Origin of the sequence: Acidovorax sp. ST3 (genome assembly GCF_003231145.1) — a bacterium.
In the GTDB taxonomy this organism is placed as follows: domain Bacteria; phylum Pseudomonadota; class Gammaproteobacteria; order Burkholderiales; family Burkholderiaceae_C; genus Acidovorax.
Genome location: NZ_QKVP01000004.1, coordinates 21,516 through 42,903 on the forward strand (window position 1 = coordinate 21,516; position 21,388 = coordinate 42,903).

The 21,388-nt window shown below is 63.8% G+C and carries 19 protein-coding genes; 10 read left to right on the forward strand and 9 right to left on the reverse strand.

From position 1 onward, the window contains the following. Positions 1-101 precede the first annotated feature (101 nt). A complete protein-coding gene (locus tag DNK89_RS12805; protein WP_015012165.1) occupies positions 102-320 on the reverse strand; it encodes a CsbD family protein in 219 nt (72 codons plus the stop codon). 370 nt (positions 321-690) lie between these two features. On the opposite strand from DNK89_RS12805, the gene DNK89_RS12810 reads away from it, so the two are divergent. The 3 genes from DNK89_RS12810 to DNK89_RS12820 all read left to right on the forward strand — a co-directional run bounded on the left by DNK89_RS12810 (position 691) and on the right by DNK89_RS12820 (position 5,752). Then, on the forward strand, positions 691-2,829 hold the full coding sequence (locus tag DNK89_RS12810) for a DUF1800 family protein (protein ID WP_238990807.1): 2,139 nt from the start codon (positions 691-693) through the stop codon (positions 2,827-2,829). An 8-nt stretch (positions 2,830-2,837) separates the two neighbouring features. Then, on the forward strand, positions 2,838-4,292 hold the full coding sequence (locus DNK89_RS12815; protein WP_110960425.1) for a DUF1501 domain-containing protein: 1,455 nt from the start codon (positions 2,838-2,840) through the stop codon (positions 4,290-4,292). 86 nt (positions 4,293-4,378) lie between these two features. Continuing rightward, positions 4,379-5,752, forward strand: a complete 1,374-nt coding sequence (locus DNK89_RS12820; RefSeq protein ID WP_110960426.1) for an NAD(P)/FAD-dependent oxidoreductase — start codon at positions 4,379-4,381, stop codon at positions 5,750-5,752. 142 nt (positions 5,753-5,894) lie between these two features. On the opposite strand, the gene DNK89_RS12825 is transcribed toward DNK89_RS12820, so the two are convergent. Genes DNK89_RS12825 through DNK89_RS12850 form a run of 6 tightly spaced genes read right to left on the reverse strand, consistent with a single transcriptional unit; the run spans position 5,895 to position 12,209 of the window. Next, complete coding sequence (locus DNK89_RS12825; protein ID WP_110960427.1) at positions 5,895-7,763, reverse strand: sulfatase-like hydrolase/transferase; 1,869 nt, start codon at positions 7,761-7,763, stop codon at positions 5,895-5,897. Next, positions 7,744-8,466 carry a class I SAM-dependent methyltransferase gene (locus DNK89_RS12830; RefSeq protein WP_110960428.1) on the reverse strand — a complete coding sequence of 241 codons (723 nt, stop codon included), beginning with the start codon at positions 8,464-8,466 and terminating at the stop codon, positions 7,744-7,746. The genes DNK89_RS12825 and DNK89_RS12830 overlap by 20 nt, the downstream gene beginning before the upstream one ends. Positions 8,467-8,486: 20 nt before the next feature. After that, the gene (locus DNK89_RS12835; RefSeq protein ID WP_110960429.1) at positions 8,487-9,188 is read right to left on the reverse strand and encodes an ABC-type transport auxiliary lipoprotein family protein; all 702 of its coding nucleotides are present in this window, start codon (positions 9,186-9,188) and stop codon (positions 8,487-8,489) included. Between the two features lie 56 nt (positions 9,189-9,244). Beyond that, positions 9,245-10,213 (reverse strand): MlaD family protein, encoded by a 969-nt coding sequence (locus tag DNK89_RS12840; protein ID WP_110960430.1) that lies wholly within the window; start codon positions 10,211-10,213, stop codon positions 9,245-9,247. After that, the gene (locus DNK89_RS12845) at positions 10,213-11,088 is read right to left on the reverse strand and encodes an ABC transporter ATP-binding protein (RefSeq protein ID WP_110960431.1); all 876 of its coding nucleotides are present in this window, start codon (positions 11,086-11,088) and stop codon (positions 10,213-10,215) included. The genes DNK89_RS12840 and DNK89_RS12845 overlap by 1 nt, the downstream gene beginning before the upstream one ends. Beyond that, positions 11,085-12,209: an ABC transporter permease gene (locus DNK89_RS12850; RefSeq protein ID WP_110960432.1), complete on the reverse strand. Its 1,125-nt coding sequence runs from the start codon at positions 12,207-12,209 to the stop codon at positions 11,085-11,087. Before DNK89_RS12850 ends, DNK89_RS12845 begins: the two co-directional genes overlap by 4 nt. 286 nt (positions 12,210-12,495) lie before the next feature. On the opposite strand from DNK89_RS12850, the gene DNK89_RS12855 reads away from it, so the two are divergent. Both DNK89_RS12855 and DNK89_RS12860 read left to right on the forward strand, forming a co-directional pair. Further along, the gene (locus DNK89_RS12855) at positions 12,496-14,187 is read left to right on the forward strand and encodes a GMC family oxidoreductase (RefSeq protein WP_110960433.1); all 1,692 of its coding nucleotides are present in this window, start codon (positions 12,496-12,498) and stop codon (positions 14,185-14,187) included. A 14-nt stretch (positions 14,188-14,201) separates the two neighbouring features. Next, positions 14,202-14,552, forward strand: a complete 351-nt coding sequence (locus DNK89_RS12860; protein WP_056057483.1) for an antibiotic biosynthesis monooxygenase — start codon at positions 14,202-14,204, stop codon at positions 14,550-14,552. Between the two features lie 36 nt (positions 14,553-14,588). On the opposite strand, the gene DNK89_RS12865 is transcribed toward DNK89_RS12860, so the two are convergent. Next, entirely contained in the window at positions 14,589-14,918 is a 330-nt protein-coding gene (locus DNK89_RS12865; protein ID WP_056742135.1) for a hypothetical protein, read from the reverse strand. Between the two features lie 107 nt (positions 14,919-15,025). Further along, positions 15,026-16,378 (reverse strand): ammonium transporter, encoded by a 1,353-nt coding sequence (locus tag DNK89_RS12870; RefSeq protein WP_099731499.1) that lies wholly within the window; start codon positions 16,376-16,378, stop codon positions 15,026-15,028. A 518-nt stretch (positions 16,379-16,896) separates the two neighbouring features. On the opposite strand from DNK89_RS12870, the gene DNK89_RS12875 reads away from it, so the two are divergent. The 5 genes from DNK89_RS12875 (at position 16,897) to DNK89_RS12900 (ending at position 21,310) form a co-directional block, all read left to right on the forward strand. After that, positions 16,897-17,655 (forward strand): TSUP family transporter, encoded by a 759-nt coding sequence (locus DNK89_RS12875; RefSeq protein WP_110960434.1) that lies wholly within the window; start codon positions 16,897-16,899, stop codon positions 17,653-17,655. Between the two features lie 261 nt (positions 17,656-17,916). Next, on the forward strand, positions 17,917-18,681 hold the full coding sequence (locus tag DNK89_RS12885) for an ABC transporter substrate-binding protein (protein ID WP_015012152.1): 765 nt from the start codon (positions 17,917-17,919) through the stop codon (positions 18,679-18,681). A gap of 127 nt (positions 18,682-18,808) precedes the next feature. Next, positions 18,809-19,591 carry an amino acid ABC transporter permease gene (locus DNK89_RS12890; RefSeq protein ID WP_110960436.1) on the forward strand — a complete coding sequence of 261 codons (783 nt, stop codon included), beginning with the start codon at positions 18,809-18,811 and terminating at the stop codon, positions 19,589-19,591. Next, the gene (locus tag DNK89_RS12895) at positions 19,588-20,343 is read left to right on the forward strand and encodes an amino acid ABC transporter ATP-binding protein (RefSeq protein ID WP_015012150.1); all 756 of its coding nucleotides are present in this window, start codon (positions 19,588-19,590) and stop codon (positions 20,341-20,343) included. Before DNK89_RS12890 ends, DNK89_RS12895 begins: the two co-directional genes overlap by 4 nt. A gap of 79 nt (positions 20,344-20,422) precedes the next feature. Next, positions 20,423-21,310, forward strand: coding sequence for a DMT family transporter (locus DNK89_RS12900; protein WP_110960437.1), 888 nt, complete (start codon positions 20,423-20,425; stop codon positions 21,308-21,310). Positions 21,311-21,388 lie beyond the last annotated feature (78 nt).

Sequence of the window (21,388 nt, forward strand, 5' to 3'; positions counted from 1 at the left end):
TTGAATGCAATGGGTGTGAATTTTTGGGGGGCGGTGCGCCAGGGGTGGCCTGGCGGGGCGCGGAGCGAAGGCCCCGCAGCGCGGTCACGCTGTTTGCGCTATCAGTCGTTGAAGCGGAAGTCAGGGTGGCGGTCTTGCCATTCCTTGAGCTGCTTTTCAGCCGCGTCGCGGGCAATGCCCTGGCGCTCTTGCAGCTTGCCCAGGAACTGTTCGCGCTTGCCGTCAATGACATCGAAATCGTCGTTCGTGAGCTTGCCCCACTGTTCGATCATCTTGCCCTTGAACTGCTTCCAGTTGCCCTTGATGGTGTCTTCATTCATGGTGTGACTCCTTGTGCGAATTTCGCTTCAGCCATCCACTCGAAGTGCGTGGAACCTTTGCGTGATGCGATGGAGTTCACTGTAAAAATGATCGGGCGCCGACGCCGTAGTCCGCGCCACGCAGCACGCGTCAGCACAGGACTACGGGCGTGACGGACATCGCCGATGCAGTGGCTCTGGCCCTCTGGCGAAGGCCCAACGCCGCCCCCGCAGGGTACAAAGTGTTGCAATGGCCCATCATTCAGACCCTGGGTGCGGCAGGCATTGCAGAGGCGTGTTTCGCTTGGTAACACTTGTGTTTCCAGGCGGGCGCGGCGTGTGATTTAGTCACGGCTGTGCTGCCAGCGGCAGACTTTTGACCACGACCACCATGACACATCCATACGAGGAGACTCTGACAACTGCGGTTGCAGAGGCACCTGAGGGCCAGCCCCTTCCCAACGCATCAACAGCCACCAGCAGTCGGGCCCATGCGCCCCTGCTGACGGCGCTGTTCGCGTCCACTGCCTTGGCCGCCTGTGGCGGCGGAGATGTGGAGGCCCCCAAAACACTGATGCAGGCCAGCACTGCGCCTCGCATGCCATTGTTGGGTGATATGGAAGGCTCTGGCTTCTATCGATCGAACCAAGCTGCTGCTCGCACACCCACACCTGATGAGTTTATGGACTGGGCGGAAATGATCTTCCCGCAGTACTTCGACTCACACCAGGCCACCCTCACCGACGGCGCGCTGTCCTTCCGCTACTACGGGGGCACCGGTAACTACCTGGGCGTATATCAAGGCAGCGTCGTAGTGCTAGGCCAACCAACCAGCAATTTAGTGGTCAACGTTGGGGCACTGGCCAGCTTCAGTGATGCGGTCTTTTCCAGCGGGCGACCGCTAGACGACAAAGAGGCCGCACGCTTTCTGTTGCAGGCCGGGTTGGCGGTCTCAACACAAGACATCGCTACAGTCCGCTCTGTCGGATTCGATGCCTGGCTGAATTCACAATTCAACGCCCCTACGGGTATTTCCGGCTGGGACTGGCTGAACCAGCGCGGCTACGCAGACATCAGCAACGACACGGCCTACTACGACAACTCCTACCCCGCCGACTACATGATCTGGTACCAGCTCATGAAGTCGCCGGACGGACTGCGCAAACGGGTGGCGCTGGCGCTGTCCGAGATCTGCGTGGTCTCGCTCAGCGGCGTGGACATCACCTGGCGCTGCCACGCCATGGCCTGGTACTGGGACCAGCTGGTGAACAACGCTTTCGGCAACTACCGCTCCGTGCTGGAGAACGTGACGCTGAACGCGGCCATGGGTTACTACCTCAACACCCGTGGCAACCAGAAGGAAAACCCCGCCACGGGCCGTCAGCCCGACGAAAACTATGCCCGCGAGGTCATGCAGCTCATGTCCATCGGGCTGGTCGAACTGAACATCGACGGGACTCCCAAGAAGGACGGCGCAGGCAAGCCCATTGACAGCTACACCATGAACGACGTGACCAATCTGGCACGCGTGTTCACAGGCTACGACTACGACCAGACGCAGAACGTGCCCACCACCGTGCCAGGCACCACGCGGGTGGTCTCCAACACCACCTTTGCGCGGCTGCCCATGGCACTCAATGCCTCGCGCCACTCCACGCTGGCGGCGACATTCCTCGGAACGACGATCCCCGCCAACACGCCCGGCGCTGCAGCCCTCAAGACTGCGCTGGACACCTTGTTCAACCACCCCAACGTGGGTCCGTTCATCGGCAAGCAGCTCATCCAGCGGCTGGTCACCAGCAACCCGTCTCCCGCCTACGTGGCGCGCGTGGCGGCTGCCTTCAACAACAACGGCGCCGGCGTGCGGGGTGACCTGCGCGCTGTGGTCAAGGCCATCTTGCTGGACGACGAAGCCCGCTCGCCCGCAGGCCTCACCCAGCCCGGCTTTGGCAAGCTGCGCGAGCCCATGCTGCGCTTTGTGCAGTGGGGCCGCACCTTCGGCATCAACTCGGCACAGGGCAGCTGGAAGATCGGCGACCTGAGCGACCCCGGCTCGCGCCTGGGCCAGAGCCCGTTGCGTTCGCCCTCGGTGTTCAACTTCTTCCGCCCGGGCTACATTCCGCCATCCACCGCATTGGCCGCCGCAGGCGCCGTAGCCCCCGAGTTCCAGCTGGTCAACGAAAGCAGCGTGGGGGGCTACCTCAACTACATGCAGGGCGTAATCCGCAACGGCATCTACGTGAACGCCCCCGAGCTGCCCAACAACGCCAGCACCTCCAACAACGGCTACGACATCAAGGCCAGCTACACCAACGAGCTGGCCATCGTGACCGATGCCGACGCGCTGGTGGCCCGCATCAACCTGCTGATGTGTGCAGGCCAGCTATCTGCCGCCACCGTCAAGCTCATTGCGGACGCACTCAAGGCGACGCCCGTCACCAACGCCAGCACCGACTCCGTCAAGCTCGACCGCGTGGCGGCCGCCGTTTTCCTGGTCATGGCTTCGGCCGAATACCTCGTTCAAAAGTAAGCCCTGCCATGCACCTGCTTCAACCCGAACTCCATACCCGCCGCGCGTTCCTGCGCCGCTCCACCCAGCTAGGCCTGGCGGGCACGGCCCTGCCCTTTGCCCTCAACCTGGCCGCCATGGGCGAGGCGGCGGCCTTCAATGCCACCGACTACAAGGCGCTGGTCTGCGTGTTCCTGTACGGCGGCAACGACTACGCCAACACCGTGGTCACCTACGATGATGACAGCTACAACCGCTACAACACCATCCGGGGCGGTGGCGCAGGCCAGACGGCCGGCGGCATCGCGCTGGCCAAGGCAGCCCTCACCCCCACGCTGCTGACGCCCACCACGCCGCTGCCGGGTGGTCGCCAGTACGCGCTGCACCCGGCCATGACAGGGCTGGCCGGCCTGTTCAACAGCGGCAAGGCGGCCGTGCAGCTCAACGTGGGCCCGCTGGTGGTGCCACTGACCCGCGCGCAGTACAACAGTGCCGACCGCGCCACCTACCCAGTGCCGCCCAAGCTGTTCTCGCACAACGACCAACAGTCGGTATGGCAGTCGTCATCGCCCGAGGGCTCCACCGTGGGCTGGGGCGGCAACATCGGTGACCTGGCGCTGTCGTCCAATGGCAACTCGCTGTTCACCTGCATCTCCGTCACGGGCAATGCGGTGTTCCTGTCGGGCGACTCGGCGCTGCAGTACCAGGTGAGCACCAACGGCGCCGTGGCCATCAACGGGGTGAAGAACCGGGTGTACGGGTCATCGGCCGTGCAAAGCGCGCTGACATCGCTCATCCAGCAGCCGCGCGCACAAACGCTGGAGAACGAATACAACCGCGTGACCACGCGTGCCGTGACGGCCGAAAGCCAGATCACCAACGGGCTCGCTGGCGTGACGCTAACCACCACATTCCCCAGCAACAACTCGCTGGCCAACCAGCTCAAGATGGTGGCCCGCCTCATCGGCGCGCGCGCCAACCTGGGCAGCAAGCGGCAGGTGTTCATGGTGTCACTGGGCGGCTTTGACCTGCACGACAACCTCATCGCGCAACAGCCCGGCTTGCTGCAGCGGGTGAGCGAGGCCATGACCGCGTTCTACAACGCCACGGTGGAGCTGGGCGTGGCCGACAAGGTCACGGCGTTCACCGCATCCGACTTCGGCCGCACGCTCAGCTCCAATGGCGACGGCTCGGACCATGGCTGGGGTAGCCACCACCTGGTGGTCGGCGGTGCGGTGAAAGGCAAGGCCTTCTACGGCAGCGCGCCGCCGGTCAGCATCACCAACACGGCCGCCCCCGAAGACCAGTGGCATGTGGGCCAGGGCCGCCTGCTGCCTTCCACCTCGGTAGACCAGTACGCGGCCACCCTGGCCAAATGGTTCGGCGTGGCCGACAACGAAATGGCGGGTGTGCTGCCCAACATCACGCACTTTGGCGCAGCGGCAGGGCGGCCGGACTACCCGGTGGACCTGGGGTTCCTGTAACGCATTGAGCCCCCGCAGCCTGGGGGCCGCAGGTCAGGCCCAGGTCACGAGGCCGGGTCACCACCAGGCTCCCCAATAATGGCGGCATGACGACTCCCTCTGCTCCCCCGCTTCGCCCTCGCGTGGTCATCATCGGTTGCGGGTTCGGCGGCCTCGAAGCCGCCCGCGCCCTGCGGGGCGCGGCGGTGGATGTGACCCTGGTGGACAAGACCAACCACCACCTCTTCCAGCCCCTGCTCTACCAGGTGGCCACGGCCGGACTCTCGGCCCCGGCCATTGCGGCGCCCATCCGGCATCTGTTCCGGCAGCAGCGCAACGTGACCACCTTGCTGGGCGAGGTCATCTGCATCGACGTGGGCCAGCAGTCCGTGCATCTGGCAGACGGCGCCACGCTGCCGTATGACCACCTCATCGTGGCCGCCGGCGCCACGCACAGCTACTTTGGCCGCGACGACTGGGCGGCCTACGCGCCAGGGCTCAAGACGCTGGACGACGCGTTCGAGATCCGCCGCCGCGTCCTGCTGGCGTTCGAGGCGGCCGAGAAGGAGCCCGACCCCGCACGCCGCGCAGACTGGCTCAACTTTGTGGTCGTGGGCGCAGGCCCCACGGGCGTGGAGATGGCCGGCACGCTGGCAGAGATTGCGCGCCACACGCTGCCTGGCGAGTTCCGCCACATCGACCCCGCGAGCGCGAAGATCATCCTGCTCGAAGGCGGTGCACGCGTGCTGCAGGCCATGCCCGAGGCCCTGAGCCAGCGCGCCAAGGAACAACTGGAAAAGCTGGGCGTGGACGTTCGCCTGGGCGCCCGCGTCACCGCCATCGACAGCGATGGCTTGAAGGTCGAATCGCCTGCAAGCGCTAGTACATCAAGCGCAAGCAGCTATCAAATAAATAGCAAATGCATTGTATGGGCAGCGGGTGTGGCTGCGTCACCCCTGGGCCGCCACCTGGCGGATGCCACCGGTGCCAGCACCGACCGCGCGGGCCGCGTGGTGGTGGAGCCCGACCTGACGCTGCCGGGCCACCCCGAGATCAGCGTGATCGGCGACCTGGCGGCCGCCAAGAGCCACGTGGCAGGCCATGAGCCCACGCCCGTGCCCGGCGTGTCGCCGGGCGCCAAGCAGATGGGCCGCGCCACCGCAGCCAACATCCTTCGCCGACTGGCGGGCCAGCCCACGCTGCCGTTTCGCTACCGCGACTACGGTAACCTGGCCACCATCGGCCGCAACTCCGCCGTGGTGGACCTCACCTCGCCCGCCGGGCCGGTGCGGTTCTCAGGTTACTTTGCGTGGCTGTTCTGGCTGTTTGCGCACGTGTACTTCCTGATCGGCTTTCGCAACCGGCTGGTGGTGCTGCTGGACTGGGCCTGGGCGTACTGGAGCTTTGCGCGCTATGCGCGGGTGGTGACGGGCATAGCGGACATGCCGCCAGACTTCAAGAAACGCGGGCACAAAGACTAACTAGTGGTAAAGCCGCTACGAGATCCGGCAACCGGACATGAGATCTCGTTTCACCACGTACTTCATGCTGTTGCTTGAGATTACACAGGGCCTGCAATCCGAAGATCAGGTTTTTGCTTTCACTCTCTGGAAATCGAACAACTCACGGCGCAGCATCCAAAGATTGCCGTGCATTTATTTCCAGATCAATCAATTGGTGACGCCATTGACTCCTCTGCTCAGCATCCAGAGTGTTGGAGCGATTGTTTGCCTCACTCGGGTCCGCCGATATCTCGTAGAGGTGCTCTGTTGTTTTGCCTGCATCCATCCAATACTTCCACACTGAACCGTCAGATTTCTTTTCAATCAATCCATAAACTCGATTTTGTTGGAAGTATGCAAATCGACGCCTCTGTGATTGCATAGGCAATCCTGCCCAAGATGCAGGAATAGAAATTCCCAATTCGTGCAGAACGGTTGGCGCGATGTCAATTTGCGACATCAAATTGTCGTCAAATTTATCTGCAATGTCACTCCCTCCGTATCTACCTAGCAGTATTGGAATACCCAGAACCGGCTCACCAACTCCTTTTGCGTGGCCGTATTGGCCATCCTCACCAAGATATTCTCCGTGATCAGCGGTGACAACTACTATGGCGTTTTCCAAGTACCCCTTTGATCGAAGCAAATCCATCAGCAATCTCACGACATCGTCTGCTTTTCGAACCCCATTGTCATAATAATTCACATACTCTACCGGGCGCGCCTCATTTTTTTGAAGAATTCTTGCACCGATATCGCCGTAGTAGCTTCTGGATGGCTGAAAAGGAGCAATGGAATTTTCTCTGGTTCCCAGACCATGGGCAGACATCAGATGAAATTGCATGAATACCGGAACGCCCTCATACGAGGGGAAACTGGCCAACTGATCGATAATCGCCGCATCATCATTGACATATCGCTCTTTGCTCATGGACGCATCAAAATAGCTATCCACTTCACCGTAAGCCTCGCGCAGTCCGTAGAAATTCGTGTGATCCCCCCCAAGCAGCATATGAATCCTGTAACCGTTCCTCTTCAGCACCTCCTGCAGAGTTATGGGATGGTCAACAAACATGTGAATATTTCTTGAACTAGATAAGGCCATGAGACCACATGCAGACTCCGCGCAGACACTATAAATTTTTCCGAAATTTTTCCATTGTTGAGAGGATGCGAGTTGCTGTAAATATGGCGTTGTTTGACGGGCATAGCCATTGACCGACAAATGATCTGCCCGCAAGGCATCTACCACAATCAAAATCACATTTGCAGGATTTTTAAATTTACTCGGAACATAACTTTGCCTCAGCATATTTTCAGCCTCACTCAGTGCTCTCGATTGAAATGCAAAGTGCGATTGAATTTTTTTCCCTACCAACTCCGGATAAAAAGTAACAGAGAGAGGTTCCCCAGCCGCAGTCATTGGGAATTCTTGAAACCTCCAAAAAGACACTCCTCCAACCGCCGCTATTAAAACCATTGCTCCGATCCATATAACACTCGGCGCTCTCAGAACAAAATCTTTCAGCCCATCCCTGCGGAGAAACACCAAATGCAAAATCGTAGCCCCCCCCAAAAAAATCAAAAATAGGATTCCCCCAAAAAAACCTGGATGAAACCCCAGAGATTTCAAAAGAAATTCTGATTGATTTATGTATGTCGCGATGAGCGCCCAAGAGACCAGACGACCCCAGCCATCCAATCCGATCAGTGCAATCGCATAGTAGGCCACAAGAGCTGACAGGACCCCAGCAAAAGTCAGTGCACCAATAATTGCAGCCGGCAGTTGGGGCAGGCAGCGATAGCAGACAGACCGAATGCAGGTCACAAGCAGAAATAACACTCCAACGATCTGCAAGTGCAGAACAGCACCCTCGCTGCTACCCTCATACCGAGATCGAAGCAGGCTTAAGAAAAGGCAGGCAGGAGAGAACCAAAGCGCTAGCCCCAAGACGAACCCCGAAAAGGTTTTACCGAGCCTGCTGCGCATTTTTTATATGTATTAGCTTCGAGAGGTTCATCATATTTACAGACTCAACAGAAACAATGGTCCAATCGTAAACCTCTATTTGCTCAGAGAACAAGAATTGCGATCGAAATCCAATTCTCGCTGCGATCGAACTGGCCATTTTTTCAAGAAGCCACCAAAAATGCTCGCCGCTAAAATGATTGAGAATAAATATATCTCCACCTGGTTTACACACACGGCGCAATTCGCTGACCAATTTTTGCGGACTGGGTGTAACAGACAATACATACGGAACAGTGACACAATCAAAGGATGCATCATCAAAATCGAGATTCTCTGCATCCATTGGCAATAACTCTATTTGCTTGCGACTTAACGCACCCATCTTCAATCTAGCTTGTTCCAGCATATCCGCAGATAAATCTATCCCCACCACGGATGTTTTGTCTGGGTAGTTGAACAAGGTCAGTCCTGTACCTACCCCTATTTCCAAGAGCCTCGCTGGCTGCCTTTGTCCAACCAATTCACATAATCTGCGACGTCCTGGCTCAAGCACCCGGCCGAAAAGAACATCGTAGATTGGTGCATATTTTTCATATGTTTTTTTTACATTTTCTTCTGTTATTTTTCTCATAACCATTAAAACCATTAATCCAGAACACAACATGAAGCTGCTGTACGGATGACACAAAAAAATGGGGTAAGCATATTCAAGATAAATCATCCCGCAGGGGAAGATAAGACCTAGTTGTCACCGCTGTTTGACACCTGCTCCACCCAGGCCGCCAGCTCCCCGGCCAGCTGGCTTGACGCCGCTGCCAGCGCAGCCACCCCGCCCGCCGCATCAGCCGACTTGGCGGGCTGCTGCACGATGAACACGCGCTGTCCGCGCAGGGATTCGCCCGACGGGGTCAGCTCCACCACCGTGGCGCGCAGGCGCACCACGCCCGCGCTGTCGCTGGGGCTTGTGAAAAGATGGCTGAACTCCTCCAGCTCGGTGCGCAGCACCAGGGGCAGCTTGTTGCCCTGGGCAGGTTCGCGGGCCTGCGCGGCGCCATCGTCGGCCTTGAGCACGGCGCGGCGCAGGCCCAGTTGTTCGCGCAGGCGCTGCTGCAGGAGTTGCGCGGGTGGTTGGCTCCAGCGGGCTTGGCTGTAGGGGCGCAGCTGCTGCGCGTCGGCATAGGCCAGGCGGTACAGCACGGCGTTGCCGCCCTCGGGCAGGCCAGGGGCATCCATGTCGGCCAGCGCCAACGGCGCCAGGGGCGCGCGCCGGTCGGTGGGCACGGTGACCAGCGGGCCGGGCCCAAAGTCATACAGCACGGGGCGGGTGGGGGCGGCCGGCAGGGCCGAGCAGCCCGTGAGCACCAGCACCGCGACCAACCCACAGCCCCACAGGGCGGTAGCGCTAGATGTATATGCCTTGGTTGCTATTTTTTTGATAGTCATCACATTCATTCCTCACAAGGCCCACGCTGCCCATGCGGCGCGGTCGGAGACACCCCTCATCGGCCACCACCAAAACCGGGCTCACCCGGCCCGGGCGGGATGCGGCCCGAGCCGTAGATGAACAGCTGCGGGTTGTCGCTGATGCCCCCCGCCGCGCGGCCCATCTGGCGGGCGGCGCGGGCCGTGTCGTCGGCGGCGCGGTTCACCCGGGGCAGGGTCGCGGTGCTGAACTGGTCCGCCGCGCGCGCCAGGGACTGGGTGCCGGCGGTTATCTGGTCGATGGCGCCGCCCTCGGCGTTGAGCCGCTGGTTGGTCTTGCCCAGGTCCACCGCCAGGGCGGACACGCTGGCGCCCGCCTGCTGCAGCGACTGCAGCGTCTGGCGCGCGTCGCTGGCCAGGGGCGGCAGCGCGGCCAGGGCCGGGTCCAGGCGCTGGGCCACGGTGGCATCCAGCCGCTGGGTCAGGGTGTTGACGCTGCCTGCGGCCTGGCCGATGTTGGACAGCGCCTCGGTGAGCTTTTGCTGGTTGCTGTCGCCCAGCAGCTGGTTGATGCGGCGCGTGGCCTCTTCGACCTGACCCAGAATGGCCGGCGCCTGCTCGGCCAGCTTGCCAAACGGCGAGGGCTTGAGCGGCAGGCGGGGCAGGCCGCTGGGGCCGGGGGGCAGCTCGGGGTAGGGCTGCTCGGCGTCGTCCAGCAGCACATGGGCCAGGCCGGTGACGCCCTGGTAGCCCAGCACGGCAAAGGTGGTGGGGCTGATGGGCGCCTGCTCGTTGACGGCGATGCGGATCAGCACGTTGCCGTTGACCTGCGGATCAAAGCCGATGCGCGTGACCTTGCCCACGGCCACGCCCTTGTAGCGCACGGTGGCCTGAGGCTGCAGGCCACTCACGCCGTCGCGGGTGGACAGCTCGTACTGCTCGTAGTTGGCGTTGTCGCGCGTGAGCCAGACGGCCAGGCCCGCCAGCATGGCGGCGACCACCAGCACAAAGATGCCTGCGGCGAGGGCGTGGGATTTGTTTTCCATCAGGGATGTTCCTTGTGGGGCGCGGGCGGGGGGGCGACCTGCGCCGGAGCCTGCTGCACAGAAGGCACGGGCGCCATGGCCCGCTGGCCACGTTCGCCCATGAAGAAGTGCTCGATGAACGGGTGCGAAAAGTGCGCCACCTCGTGCGGCGGGCCGGTGACGATGACCTTTTTATCGGCCAGCACGGCCACGCGGGTGCTGAGTGCGAACAGCGTATCCAGGTCGTGCGTGACCATGATCACCGTCAGCCCCAGCGCTGCGCGCAGCTCGCGCAGCAGCGCGCAAAAATCGTCAGAACTGCTCGGGTCCAGGCCCGCCGTGGGTTCGTCGAGCAGAAGCAGCGGCGGGTCCATGATGAGCGCGCGGGCCAGCGCCACGCGCTTGACCATGCCCCCCGACAGGTCGGCCGGCATGCGCGTGGCGTGTTCGGGCTGCAGGCCCACCATCTGCAGCTTGACCAGCGCGGCATCGCGCACCAGGTCGTCGGGCAAGGTGCCCTGCTCGCGCAGCGCAAAGGCCACGTTGTCGAGCACGTTGAAGGCCGAGAACAGCGCACCGTGCTGGAACAGCATGCCCACCCGGCTGGCAGCCCCCTCGCGCCCCATCTCGGACGCGGGCCGGCCCAGCACGGTGACCTGCCCGCGCGTGGGCCGGGCCAGGCCCAGGATCTGACGCAGCAACACCGTCTTGCCCGTGCCCGACCCGCCCACCAGCGACAGCATCTCGCCGCGCTGCACGGTGAAGTTCAGGTCCTGGTGCACGGTGAAGGTTTCATCGCCCTTGCCAAACTGCGTCCAGAGGCCTTGCACGTCCACGATGGGCGGCTCACCGGGCGCGACGGCGATGTGTTCGGGCTTGGCGATGCGCTCAGTCATATGCCGATGTTCTTGAACGCTATGGCAAACAGCGCGTCCACGATGATCACCATGGTGATGGACGACACCACCGACGCCGTCGTGCCTTCGCCCAGGCTCTGGGTGTTGGGCTTGACGCGCAGGCCCCAGTGGCAACCGATCAGCGCAATGAACGCGCCAAACACCACCGACTTGGCCATGGCCAGGCCCAGGTTGCCGATCTTCACCGCAGCAGGCAGTGCCTGCACAAAGTACGACGGCGAGATGTCCATGGAGATGTCGGCCGCCAGCATGCCGCCCGCCAGGGCCGCCAGCGTGGTCCACACGCTGATGAGCGGCATGGCCAGCGCCAAGGCCAGCGTGCGCGGCATCACGAGGCGGAACCCGTGCGGGATGCCCATGACACGCATGGCGTCCAGCTCTTCGGTCACCCGCATCACACCGATCTGCGCGGTGATGGACGAGCCCGAGCGGCCCGCCACCAGGATGGCCGCCAGCATGGGCCCCAGCTCGCGGATCAGCGAGATACCCAGGATGTTGACGATGAATGACTCGGCACCAAACTGCCGCAGCTGCAGGCTCATCAGGTAGGCCAGCACCACCCCGATGAGGAACCCCACCAGCGCCGTGATGGGCAGCGCCGTGGCGCCCATGCGATACAGGTGGCCGGACACATCCCGCCACGGCCCCTTGCGCGGCGCACGCACCAGGCGGCCCAGGTCCAGCACCAGCTGACCCACCATCTCCAGCAGGTGGCGGGCATGGTCCACCCCATGCAGCACCAGCACGCCCAGGTGGTCGATCTGCTCGCCCAGGCGCCAGGGCTCGGGCGGCGGTGCCACGCAGGTGAACTGGGCCACGCGCGTGAGCATGGTGCGCTGGCTGTCGGTGCAGGCCAGCTGGGCGGGCCAGGCGTGCTGCCAGTGGTTCCACAGCAGCTGCGCGCCCACATGGTCCAGCCACTGCAGCTGCCGCAGGTCCCAGCCCAGGGTGGGTGCGGGCGGTGCGCCCCGCAGCTGGTCTGACACGGCCTGCCACTGCTTCGCATTGCCCAGTTCGGCCGCGCCCCAGCGCCCACGCAGCTGCGCGCACGGCCCTTGGGGCGTATCAGCGCGAACGATGTGGGGGGCGTGGTCGGTCATGGGTCAGGCCACCAGGGCAGCCGCAGGGGTAGGGTCGTCAAGAAGCAGCAAGGAAGAGCGTGCATGGTAGCGGAGCGAATCCTGCACGCGCTGTCGGACACCAGCCTGTCAAGCACAGACAGGATGCGAAGCGTGTAATTATTATCAAATCGACGCCAAGCGCAATTACTACAAGCACCAGCAGCTACTAAAAATGTAGCAATAGGCACACACCCTATCGACAGGGCCTGCCCCATCCGCACAATGGCCCACCGTTACCACCCTTGATCGGCACCGCCCCTTCTCCATGAGCGACACCACGTTTGACACCATCATCATCGGCGGGGGCACGGCCGGCTCCCTGCTGGCCAACCGCCTGAGCGCCGACGGCCGCCACCGCGTGCTGCTGATTGAAGCGGGCCGCAAGGACGACTACCACTGGATCCACATCCCCGTGGGCTATCTGTACTGCATCGGCAACCCGCGCACCGACTGGCTCTACAACACCGAACCCGACGCGGGCCTGAACGGCCGCACCCTGCGCTACCCGCGCGGCAAAACGCTGGGCGGCTGCAGCAGCATCAACGGCATGATCTACATGCGCGGCCAGGCCCGCGACTACGACCAGTGGGCCGAACTGACGGGCGACGCCAGCTGGCGCTGGGACAACGCCCTGCCCTACTTCCGCCGCCACGAAGACCACTGGCGCCTGGACCAGCCCGGGGGTGTGAACGAAAATTTCAAACGCCTGCACGGCAACAAGTCCACCGGCAGCACTGGCGAGTGGCGGGTGGAAAAACAACGCCTGCGCTGGGATGTGCTCGACGCCTTTGCCCACGCCGCCCAACAAGCGGGCATCCCGGCCACCGACGACTTCAACAGCGGCAGCAACGAAGGTGTGGGTTACTTTGAGGTCAACCAGAAAAGCGGCTGGCGCTGGAACACCGCCAAGGCCTTTTTGCGGCCCACCTGCTACGGCCGCCCCAACTTCGAGATGTGGACCAGCGCACAGGCGTCCAAGCTCATCCTCGAAACCCAGCCCGACGGCAGCCAGCGCTGCACGGGCGTGTTGGTGTGGGATGGCAACGAGATGGTCACGGCCCGCGCCACGGGCGAAGTGATCTTGAGCGCAGGCGCCGTCAATTCGCCCCAGCTGCTGCAGCTGTCGGGCATCGGCCCCGCCGCGCTGCTGCGCCAGCACGGCGTGGAAGTGAAGGTGGACCTGCCCGGCGTGGGCGCCAATCTGCAGGACCATCTGCAGATCCGCGCGGTGTTCAAGGTGCAGGGCGTGCAGACGCTCAACACCATGGCCAACTCGCTGGTGGGCAAGGCCAAGATCGGGCTTGAATACGCGCTCAAGCGCAGCGGGCCCATGAGCATGGCGCCCTCGCAGCTGGGCGCGTTCACCCGCAGCAGCCCCGACCAGCCCTACCCCAACATCGAGTACCACGTGCAGCCCTTGTCGCTCGATGCGTTTGGCGAGCCGCTGCACAGCTTCCCTGCCTTCACGGCCAGCGTGTGCAACCTCAACCCCACGAGCCGGGGCACGGTGAACATCAAGAGCGCCGACTTCAAGGCCGCCCCCGCCATTGCGCCCAACTACCTCAGCACGCCCGAAGACCGCCAGGTGGCGGCCGACAGCCTGCGCGTCACGCGCCGCATCGTGGCCCAGCCCGCGCTGGCCAAGTACCAGCCGCAGGAGTGGAAGCCCGGCGTGCAGTTTGAAAGCGACGAGGACTTGGCGCGATTGGCGGGCGACATTGCCACCACCATCTTCCACCCCGTGGGCACCACCAAGATGGGTCGCGACGGCGACCCGATGGCCGTGCTGGATGCTCAACTGCGCGTGCGCAATCGGCGCGGCGGCGTGGTGGCCGGCCTGCGCGTGGTGGATGCGGGCGCCATGCCCACCATCACCAGCGGCAACACCAACTCGCCCACGCTGATGATGGCGGAGAAGGCGGCGGAGTGGATCATCCAGGCAAGGCGGGCGGCGTGAGTACCATCGCGCCGATGTACTCCTCCACTTTCATCTTTGCGACCAAACAGTTCGACGACGCCTTTCACCGCCTGGACGAGGCGATTGCCACCGCCGCCCGTTCCATCGACGGCTACCTGGGCGAGGAGTCCTGGACGGACACGGGCAACGGCCTGGTGTCCAACGTGTACTACTGGCAGTCGCTGGAAGCGCTGCAAACACTGATGCAACACCCCGCGCACCTGAAGGCCAAGGCCGCGCAGGCGCAGTGGCTCAACGGCTACCAGGTGGTGATTGCGCAGGTGCTGCGCACCTACGGCGACAACCAGCTGACCGGGCTGCTGCCCACGGCCGGGCTGTTCACGCAAGGCACGGCGCCCCACTGATCTTTGCAAGCCCTGGCGCCCAGGTCGCTGCAGCGTTCAGCGGATGCCGCCCACATAGCGCGGCACCTCGGGGGCGGGCTCGGGGGGCGGTGCGGGGCGCGAGCGCACAGCCTGCGCCGCCACGTCCAGCAGCGGACGGCGCGGCGCTGCAAGGGGAGTGGCGTGCAGGGCGTGCTCCAGGCGGTCGGCCCACTCAGCCAGATCGGGCGCGTTGTCGTCTACAGCGCGCTGGCGCGCGAACCGCACGATCTCCTGCGCATAGTCGGCGTTGACCGCCATCCATTCGGTATCGGTCACGCGACCCGTTTTGCGCCGCAACAGCACATGCAGGTGGGCGGCAATTGCCAGCTTGTCGGAATCGGACATGGTCGGCTCCTTAATGCATTGGGGTCATCCATCGGACTGCACCCGCTGGCCCGCGTTGCACAACGATGCGGGAGCGGGGAAGGCCTGCCGGGTCTCTCGGGGCTCATTCAGCCGCCCAGGCGCTCGCGGTGCTGGGCAATGTCCAGCCCCGTCTGTTCGCTCTGTTCGTCCACCCGCAGGCCCATCGCAAAGTTGATGACCCACAGCAGCGCGGCCGTCACCACCAGGCTGTAGGCCGCCACGGCGCCCACGCCGATGGCCTGGGTCAGCAGGCTGCCCGCCACCCCGCCCACGGTCTTGCTGGCCAGCACACCGGTGAGCAGTGACCCCACGATGCCGCCAACGCCATGCACGCCAAATACGTCGAGCGAGTCATCCACCCGCAGCAGCCGCTTGAGCCCCGTGGCGCCCCAGTAGCAGGCCAGCCCGGCCACCAGCCCAATCACCACGGCCGAGCGCAGCGTGACAAAACCGGCGGCAGGTGTGATGGCCACCAGCCCCGCCACCAGGCCGGAGCACAGCCCCAGCAGCGACGGGCGCCCGCGCACCACCCACTCACCCAGCATCCACGACAGCGCACCGGCCGCAGCGGCCAGGTGCGTCACTGCCATGGCCAGCCCGGCACGCCCATCGGCCGCGACCGCAGAGCCCGCGTTGAAGCCAAACCAGCCCACCCACAGCATGCCCGCGCCCGCCATGGTGAGCCCCAGGTTGTAGGGTTCAAACGGCTCGCGCCCATACCCAGCGCGGCGGCCCAGAAACCAGGCGCACACCAGCCCCGCCACGCCCGCGTTCACGTGCACCACCGAGCCGCCCGCAAAGTCCAGCGCGCCCATCTGCGCCAGCCAGCCACCCGGCTCCCACACCCAGTGCGCCACGGGCGCATAGACCACCAGTGTCCACAGGCTGATGAAGACGAGCATGGCCGAAAACCGCATGCGCTCCACAAACGCGCCCACCAGCAGCGCGGCCGTGATGATGGCAAAGGTGAGCTGGAACATCGCGTACACCGACTCCGGGATCAGCGGCGCAATGTGGCTCACGGCCAGCTTGCCCGCCTCCAGCTGAAAGTCGAGCCCGGCAAAGCCAGCACGGTCCCAGCCGCCGAGCCAGGCGCTGCCCGGTGTGAAGGCCAGTGAATACCCCGCCGCAAACCACAGCAGGCTGACCAGCGCTGCAATGGCCACCACGCTGGCCATGGTGTTGAGCACGTTCTTCCTGCGCACCATGCCTGCGTAAAACAGCGCAATGCCTGGCAGCGTCATCAGCAGCACCAGGGCGGTGGAAGTCATCATCCAGCCGGTATGGGCCGCATTTACCGTGTCCTGGGCCACCAGGGCGGGGCGCGTGAGAGGCGCCGCGACTGCAGGAGCCTCTGGCACGCCCTGGGCCAGCGCGCAGGTGCACAGCCCCAGACACAACGACACGACCGCAAACACCCGGTGGTTGACTGCACGCATGCACGCTCCCTTTCGCAATTTGTTACAAGCGCATTGCACGAGCCATGCCAGCCAGATGCCCCCGAATCGGGGCACAGAGCGTCCCCGCAAGCCGTCCGGCGCCCAACAACGGGGGGCGGGAAACCCCCAATGCACCAGCAGGGTGCAGCCGTTACAGTCACGGCACTCGAAAGCGCGCTTCGGTGTGCCAAGCGAGGGGCCCGAGGAGACAACCTTTCTACCAAGAACCACATTCAAAACACCCAACGAGGTGTGAACCCTTTCAGGCGCTGGCGATCCCAGCGCCTTTTTCTTGCCTGCTAGGGATGGCCTGCATAACCCTCGCGAGTCGGTGGTAGTGCGGATCGGGATGGGCCGCAAGGCGCCTTTTCACAGCCAATAGCCCGGCTATTGGCAAGAAAAGCAACGCAGCGGACCGCGCGACGCCGCGCTATCACCGACCGCAGGGAGTTATGCATGCCATCCCTAGATCCTGAGCGGTCCTGAATCGATAGCAGGCCCGGTGCGACAATCCTGCGATGGAATGGATTTTGATGACCCTGGCCTCGCTGCTCGCGGGCTTTGTGGATGCGATCGTGGGAGGCGGTGGACTGGTGATGGTGCCCGCGCTGTTTGCGGCTTTTCCGGGCGCGCCCCCGGCCACGCTGCTGGGCACTAACAAGGCGGCCTCGGTGTGGGGCACGGCCATGGCCACCTGGCAATACAGCCGCAAGGTGCAGATCCGCTGGCCGGCCATGCTGCCGGCCGCAGCTGCCGGTTTTGCCGGTTCGTTCGGGGGCGCGTGGGCCGTCACCGTGGTGTCGGCCGACTTCCTGCGCAAGCTGCTGCCCCTGGTGCTGCTGGGCGTTCTGCTCTACACCCTGGCCAAGAAGGAGCTGGGGCGGCACCACACCCCCCGGTTTGCGGGCCGGGCCGAGGTGATCGCCGCCTGCCTGATTGGCGTGCTCATCGGCTTTTACGACGGGTTCTTTGGCCCGGGCACCGGCAGCTTCTTCGTCTTCTTGTTTGTGCGGCTGCTGGGCTACGACTTTCTCAATGCATCGGCCTCGGCCAAGCTGCTCAACTGCGCCACCAACATTGCTGCCATTGCGCTGTTTGCCGCCAAGGGCCATGTGTGGTGGCACTTTGCGGTGACGCTGGCCGTGGCCAACGTGCTAGGCAGCCTGCTGGGCACACACATGGCGCTCAAGCATGGCACTGGCTTTGTGCGGGGCATCTTCATCGTGGTGGTGAGCACGCTGATATTGAAGACGGGGTACGACGCGTTCCTGCGGTAGGCCTGCACCTCACGCACCAGGTGCCCTTTGCCAGGGTGGCACCCAACTTGCAACGTGCTGCACGGCTTACCACCAGGGCGCCCCGAGGTCATCGGGGTTGCCCTGCATGGCCTGAATGTGAACGCGCGTCCTATAATTTCCGCACGTTTCCGTTTGATGACGAGGCCCATCGCCAATGGCGATGTCCGCATCCACCCGCTCCGGCCTGCCTACCCGCAGGCCGGATTTTTTGTACCTGAACCACCCCCACAGGAACCTGTCATGCAATTTTTCAAGTCTGCCGTTGTCACCGCCGTGGCGCTGTGCGCTGCCCTCGCCGTCCAGGCCCGCACGCTGGACGAAATCAAGAAAGACGGCAAGATCATCGTGGCCACCGAGGGCCAGTTCGCCCCCTTCAACTATTTCGAAGGCACCAAGCTGACGGGTTTTGAGGTGGAAGTGGCAGAGCTGGTGGTCAAGAAGATGGGCCTCAAGCTCGAATGGAAGACCCTGGGCTTTGACGCCCTGCTGACCGGCCTGGGCCAGAACCGCTGGGACGCCGTGATCGCCTCGCACGGCGTGACCGACGAGCGCTCCAAGGCCGTGACCTTTGCCAACCCCCACTACTGCTCGGGCGGCATCATCGTGGCCATGGACGACAAGATCCGCAACGCGAAGGACCTGACCGGCAAGGTCGTGGCCGTGCAGACCGGCACCAGCTACCTGGAGCAGGTCAAGAAGGTCAGCGGCGTGAAGGAAGTGAAGAACTTCCCGCAAGACACCGACGCCCAGCGCGCCCTGATCTCCAAGCGCGTGGACGCCTGGGTCAGCGACAAGTTCGTGGCCAAGGAAGCCGCTGCCAAGAACGCCAAGGCCGGCTTCAAGCTGGGCGACATGCTGTTCATCGAGCGCATCGCCCCCGCCATGGCCAAGGGCAACACCGGCCTGGCCGATGCCTGGAACAAGGCGTTCACCGAAGTGCTGGCCGATGGCAGCTACGCCGCCGTCTCCAAGAAGTACTTCAACGAAGACGTGCGCTGCAACTGATGTGATGGCCCATGGGGTGCGCAGAAGGCTCGGGCCTGCTGCGCACCCTTTGCCATTTCTGGTGACGGGTGCATGATCGCCCTGCCCCAGTCCGATTTCCAACCAAGACCGTATGGTCGTCTGATCCATGCTTCTCGCTCTTTGGCCACAAGGCTGGTCCCGACAGCAGCGCAGCAATGCCACGCTGGTCGCTGCACTGGTCGTGATGGTGCTGGCCCTCTCGCTGCTGGGCCAATTGCTGTCGTTCTTTCCCGACCCCATTGGCCCCAACGCCCAGGCGTTCTCTGAAGGTGCGCGAACCACGCTCTGGCTCACGCTGGTCAGCGGGGCCGTGGGCCTGGTGCTGGGCACGGCCGCGGCGCTGGCCCGCACGGCCCGCTGGACGCCCGTGCGTTGGATTGCTGGCGTGTACATCTGGGCCATTCGCGGCACCCCGCTCTTGGTGCAGATCCTGTTTGTGTACTTTGCCCTGCCGGTGCTGGTGCCCGGGTTGAACCTGCCAGACTTTGCCGCCGCCGTCGTGGCCCTGGGGCTGAACGTGGGCGCGTACAACGCTGAAGCGCTGCGCGCCGGGCTGCTGGCCGTGCCACGCGGCCAAACCGAGGCCGCCCGGGCGCTGGGCCTGGGCCGCATGCATGTGTTCATGGATGTGGTGTTTCCGCAGGCGTTCAAGATCTCGCTGCCGCCGCTGGTGAGCAACTTCGTGGCGCTACTCAAGGACTCGTCGCTGGCCTACGCTATTGGTGTGGTGGAGCTGACCAACGTGGGCAACCGCATCCAGTCGGCCACCTTCCAGCCCATCGCCACGCTGACCACGGTGGCCATCACCTACCTGCTGCTGACCACGCTGGTCACGCAGATCTCCAACGCCGTCGAATACCGCTTTGACGTGGAAGGGCGCAACCGATGACCGCGACGACGAACCAGCCCAAGCCCTACATCGTGGCCGAGCGGGTGTGCAAGTCGTTTGGCGCACACCAGGTGCTCAAGGACGTGTCCACCGTGTTCCACACCGGCGAGGTCACGGTGATCATCGGTGCCTCCGGCTCGGGCAAGAGCACGCTGCTGCGTGCCATCAACCGCCTGGAGCCCCACGACAGCGGGCGCATCACCATTGACGGCGTGGAGGTGAGCGACGACCACGCCACTCTGCAGCGCCAGCGCTGCGAGGTGGGCATGGTGTTCCAGCAGTTCAACCTGTTCGGCCACATGAGCGTGCTGGACAACGTGACGCTGGCGCCGCGCCGCATTCGCAAAACACCACGCCCTCAGGCCAACGACGAAGCCATGCAGCTGCTGCGCCGCGTGGGCATGCAGGACCACGCGCACAAGTACCCGTGGCAACTGTCGGGCGGGCAGCAGCAGCGGGTGGCCATTGCCCGGGCGCTGGCCATGCAACCCAAGGTGATGCTGTTTGACGAGCCCACCTCGGCGCTGGACCCAGAGATGGTCAAGGAAGTGCTGGACGTGATGCGCAGCCTGGCCCGTGGCGGCATGACCATGATCGTGGTCACCCACGAAATGGGCTTTGCGCGCGAGGTGGCCGACCGCGTGATGTTCTTCGACCAGGGCCGCATCGCGCACGATGCGCCGCCGCAGGAGTTCTTCAGCAACCCGGCCAACGACCGCATCCGCGCGTTCCTGGGCCAGGTCAGCCACTGATCAGAATCCGCGCCGCACTGCAAAGGCCGCCCGGGCAACCGGCGGCCCTTTTTTCTTTTTGGTATTGAGGAATTTGTCGATGCGCACTGAACGCTGGGGCCTGATGGCCCTGCTGGCCGTGACCGTGGTGTGGGGCACCACCTTCCCGGCCATGAAACTGCTCTCGGAGCACCTGGACGCGCTGCAGATCATCTGGCTGCGCTTCGTGATTGCGCTGCTGGTGCTGGCACCGCTGTGGCGCGGCATGCTGCGCCACGAGCGGCGCTGGGGCTGCGCTTTGGGCTTGCTGCTGTTCCTGGCGTTCTGGCTGCAGATCGAGGGTCTCGCGCGCACCAGCAGCAACCGCAATGCGTTTGTGACCGGCCTGAACGTCCTGGTGGTGCCGCTGATCGCCATGGCCTTCCTCGGGCGGCGCTATGGCTGGCGCCTGTGGGCCGCCTGCGGGATGGCGCTGGCGGGCATGGCACTGATGTTCCACGAGAACGAGCCCTGGAACCTTGGCGATACGCTGACACTGGCCAGCACCGTGTTCTATGCGCTGTACATCCTGGCGCTGGAGGAATGCGCGCGCCGCACGGCCGCACAGCCCCTGCGCGCCACCCGCATGGCCGCCGCCCAGGCCACGGTGATGGCCCTGGCCTCCACCGCGCTGCTGCTGGTGCAAAGCGGCAACATGGACTGGCTGCGCGCTGCGGCCCACCTGCCGGTGGACGCCCTGCTGGCCTTGCTGTACCTGGGCCTTCTGGCCAGTGTGGTGGTGGTGACGCTGCAGGCCTGGGGCCAGCAGCGTGTGGACGCCATGCGCAGCGCCATCGTGTTCGGGCTGGAGCCGGTGTTTGCCGCGCTCACGGCGTGGGTGTTGCTGGGCGAACAGCTGGGCTGGGCCGGGCTGAGCGGTGCGGCGCTGATTGTGGCGGCCCTGGTGTTCAGCCAAATCCAGCCGTCACCGCGCACCGCCAGCGCCTGACGGGCACTTTGGAAGCAAAATAAGCCGGTAGCGCCAGTCGATATTGCACCAAAAGCTATGATTTTTATAGCAACCTAG

Excerpts from the sequence above, each read along its gene's own strand:
- DNK89_RS12865 (WP_056742135.1), bottom strand. The coding sequence starts at position 14,918 with ATGTCCGATTCCGACAAGCTGGCAATTGCCGCCCACCTGCATGTGCTG.
- DNK89_RS12830 (WP_110960428.1), bottom strand. The coding sequence starts at position 8,466 with ATGATTTATCTTGAATATGCTTACCCCATTTTTTTGTGTCATCCGTAC.
- DNK89_RS12885 (WP_015012152.1), top strand. The coding sequence starts at position 17,917 with ATGCAATTTTTCAAGTCTGCCGTTGTCACCGCCGTGGCGCTGTGCGCT.
- DNK89_RS12850 (WP_110960432.1), bottom strand. The coding sequence starts at position 12,209 with ATGACCGACCACGCCCCCCACATCGTTCGCGCTGATACGCCCCAAGGG.
- DNK89_RS12900 (WP_110960437.1), top strand. The coding sequence starts at position 20,423 with ATGCGCACTGAACGCTGGGGCCTGATGGCCCTGCTGGCCGTGACCGTG.
- DNK89_RS12805 (WP_015012165.1), bottom strand. The coding sequence starts at position 320 with ATGAATGAAGACACCATCAAGGGCAACTGGAAGCAGTTCAAGGGCAAG.
- DNK89_RS12845 (WP_110960431.1), bottom strand. The coding sequence starts at position 11,088 with ATGACTGAGCGCATCGCCAAGCCCGAACACATCGCCGTCGCGCCCGGT.
- DNK89_RS12855 (WP_110960433.1), top strand. The coding sequence starts at position 12,496 with ATGAGCGACACCACGTTTGACACCATCATCATCGGCGGGGGCACGGCC.
- DNK89_RS12875 (WP_110960434.1), top strand. The coding sequence starts at position 16,897 with ATGGAATGGATTTTGATGACCCTGGCCTCGCTGCTCGCGGGCTTTGTG.
- DNK89_RS12895 (WP_015012150.1), top strand. The coding sequence starts at position 19,588 with ATGACCGCGACGACGAACCAGCCCAAGCCCTACATCGTGGCCGAGCGG.
- DNK89_RS12835 (WP_110960429.1), bottom strand. The coding sequence starts at position 9,188 with ATGACTATCAAAAAAATAGCAACCAAGGCATATACATCTAGCGCTACC.
- DNK89_RS12890 (WP_110960436.1), top strand. The coding sequence starts at position 18,809 with ATGCTTCTCGCTCTTTGGCCACAAGGCTGGTCCCGACAGCAGCGCAGC.
- DNK89_RS12810 (WP_238990807.1), top strand. The coding sequence starts at position 691 with ATGACACATCCATACGAGGAGACTCTGACAACTGCGGTTGCAGAGGCA.
- DNK89_RS12815 (WP_110960425.1), top strand. The coding sequence starts at position 2,838 with ATGCACCTGCTTCAACCCGAACTCCATACCCGCCGCGCGTTCCTGCGC.
- DNK89_RS12840 (WP_110960430.1), bottom strand. The coding sequence starts at position 10,213 with ATGGAAAACAAATCCCACGCCCTCGCCGCAGGCATCTTTGTGCTGGTG.
- DNK89_RS12860 (WP_056057483.1), top strand. The coding sequence starts at position 14,202 with ATGTACTCCTCCACTTTCATCTTTGCGACCAAACAGTTCGACGACGCC.
- DNK89_RS12870 (WP_099731499.1), bottom strand. The coding sequence starts at position 16,378 with ATGCGTGCAGTCAACCACCGGGTGTTTGCGGTCGTGTCGTTGTGTCTG.
- DNK89_RS12825 (WP_110960427.1), bottom strand. The coding sequence starts at position 7,763 with ATGCGCAGCAGGCTCGGTAAAACCTTTTCGGGGTTCGTCTTGGGGCTA.
- DNK89_RS12820 (WP_110960426.1), top strand. The coding sequence starts at position 4,379 with ATGACGACTCCCTCTGCTCCCCCGCTTCGCCCTCGCGTGGTCATCATC.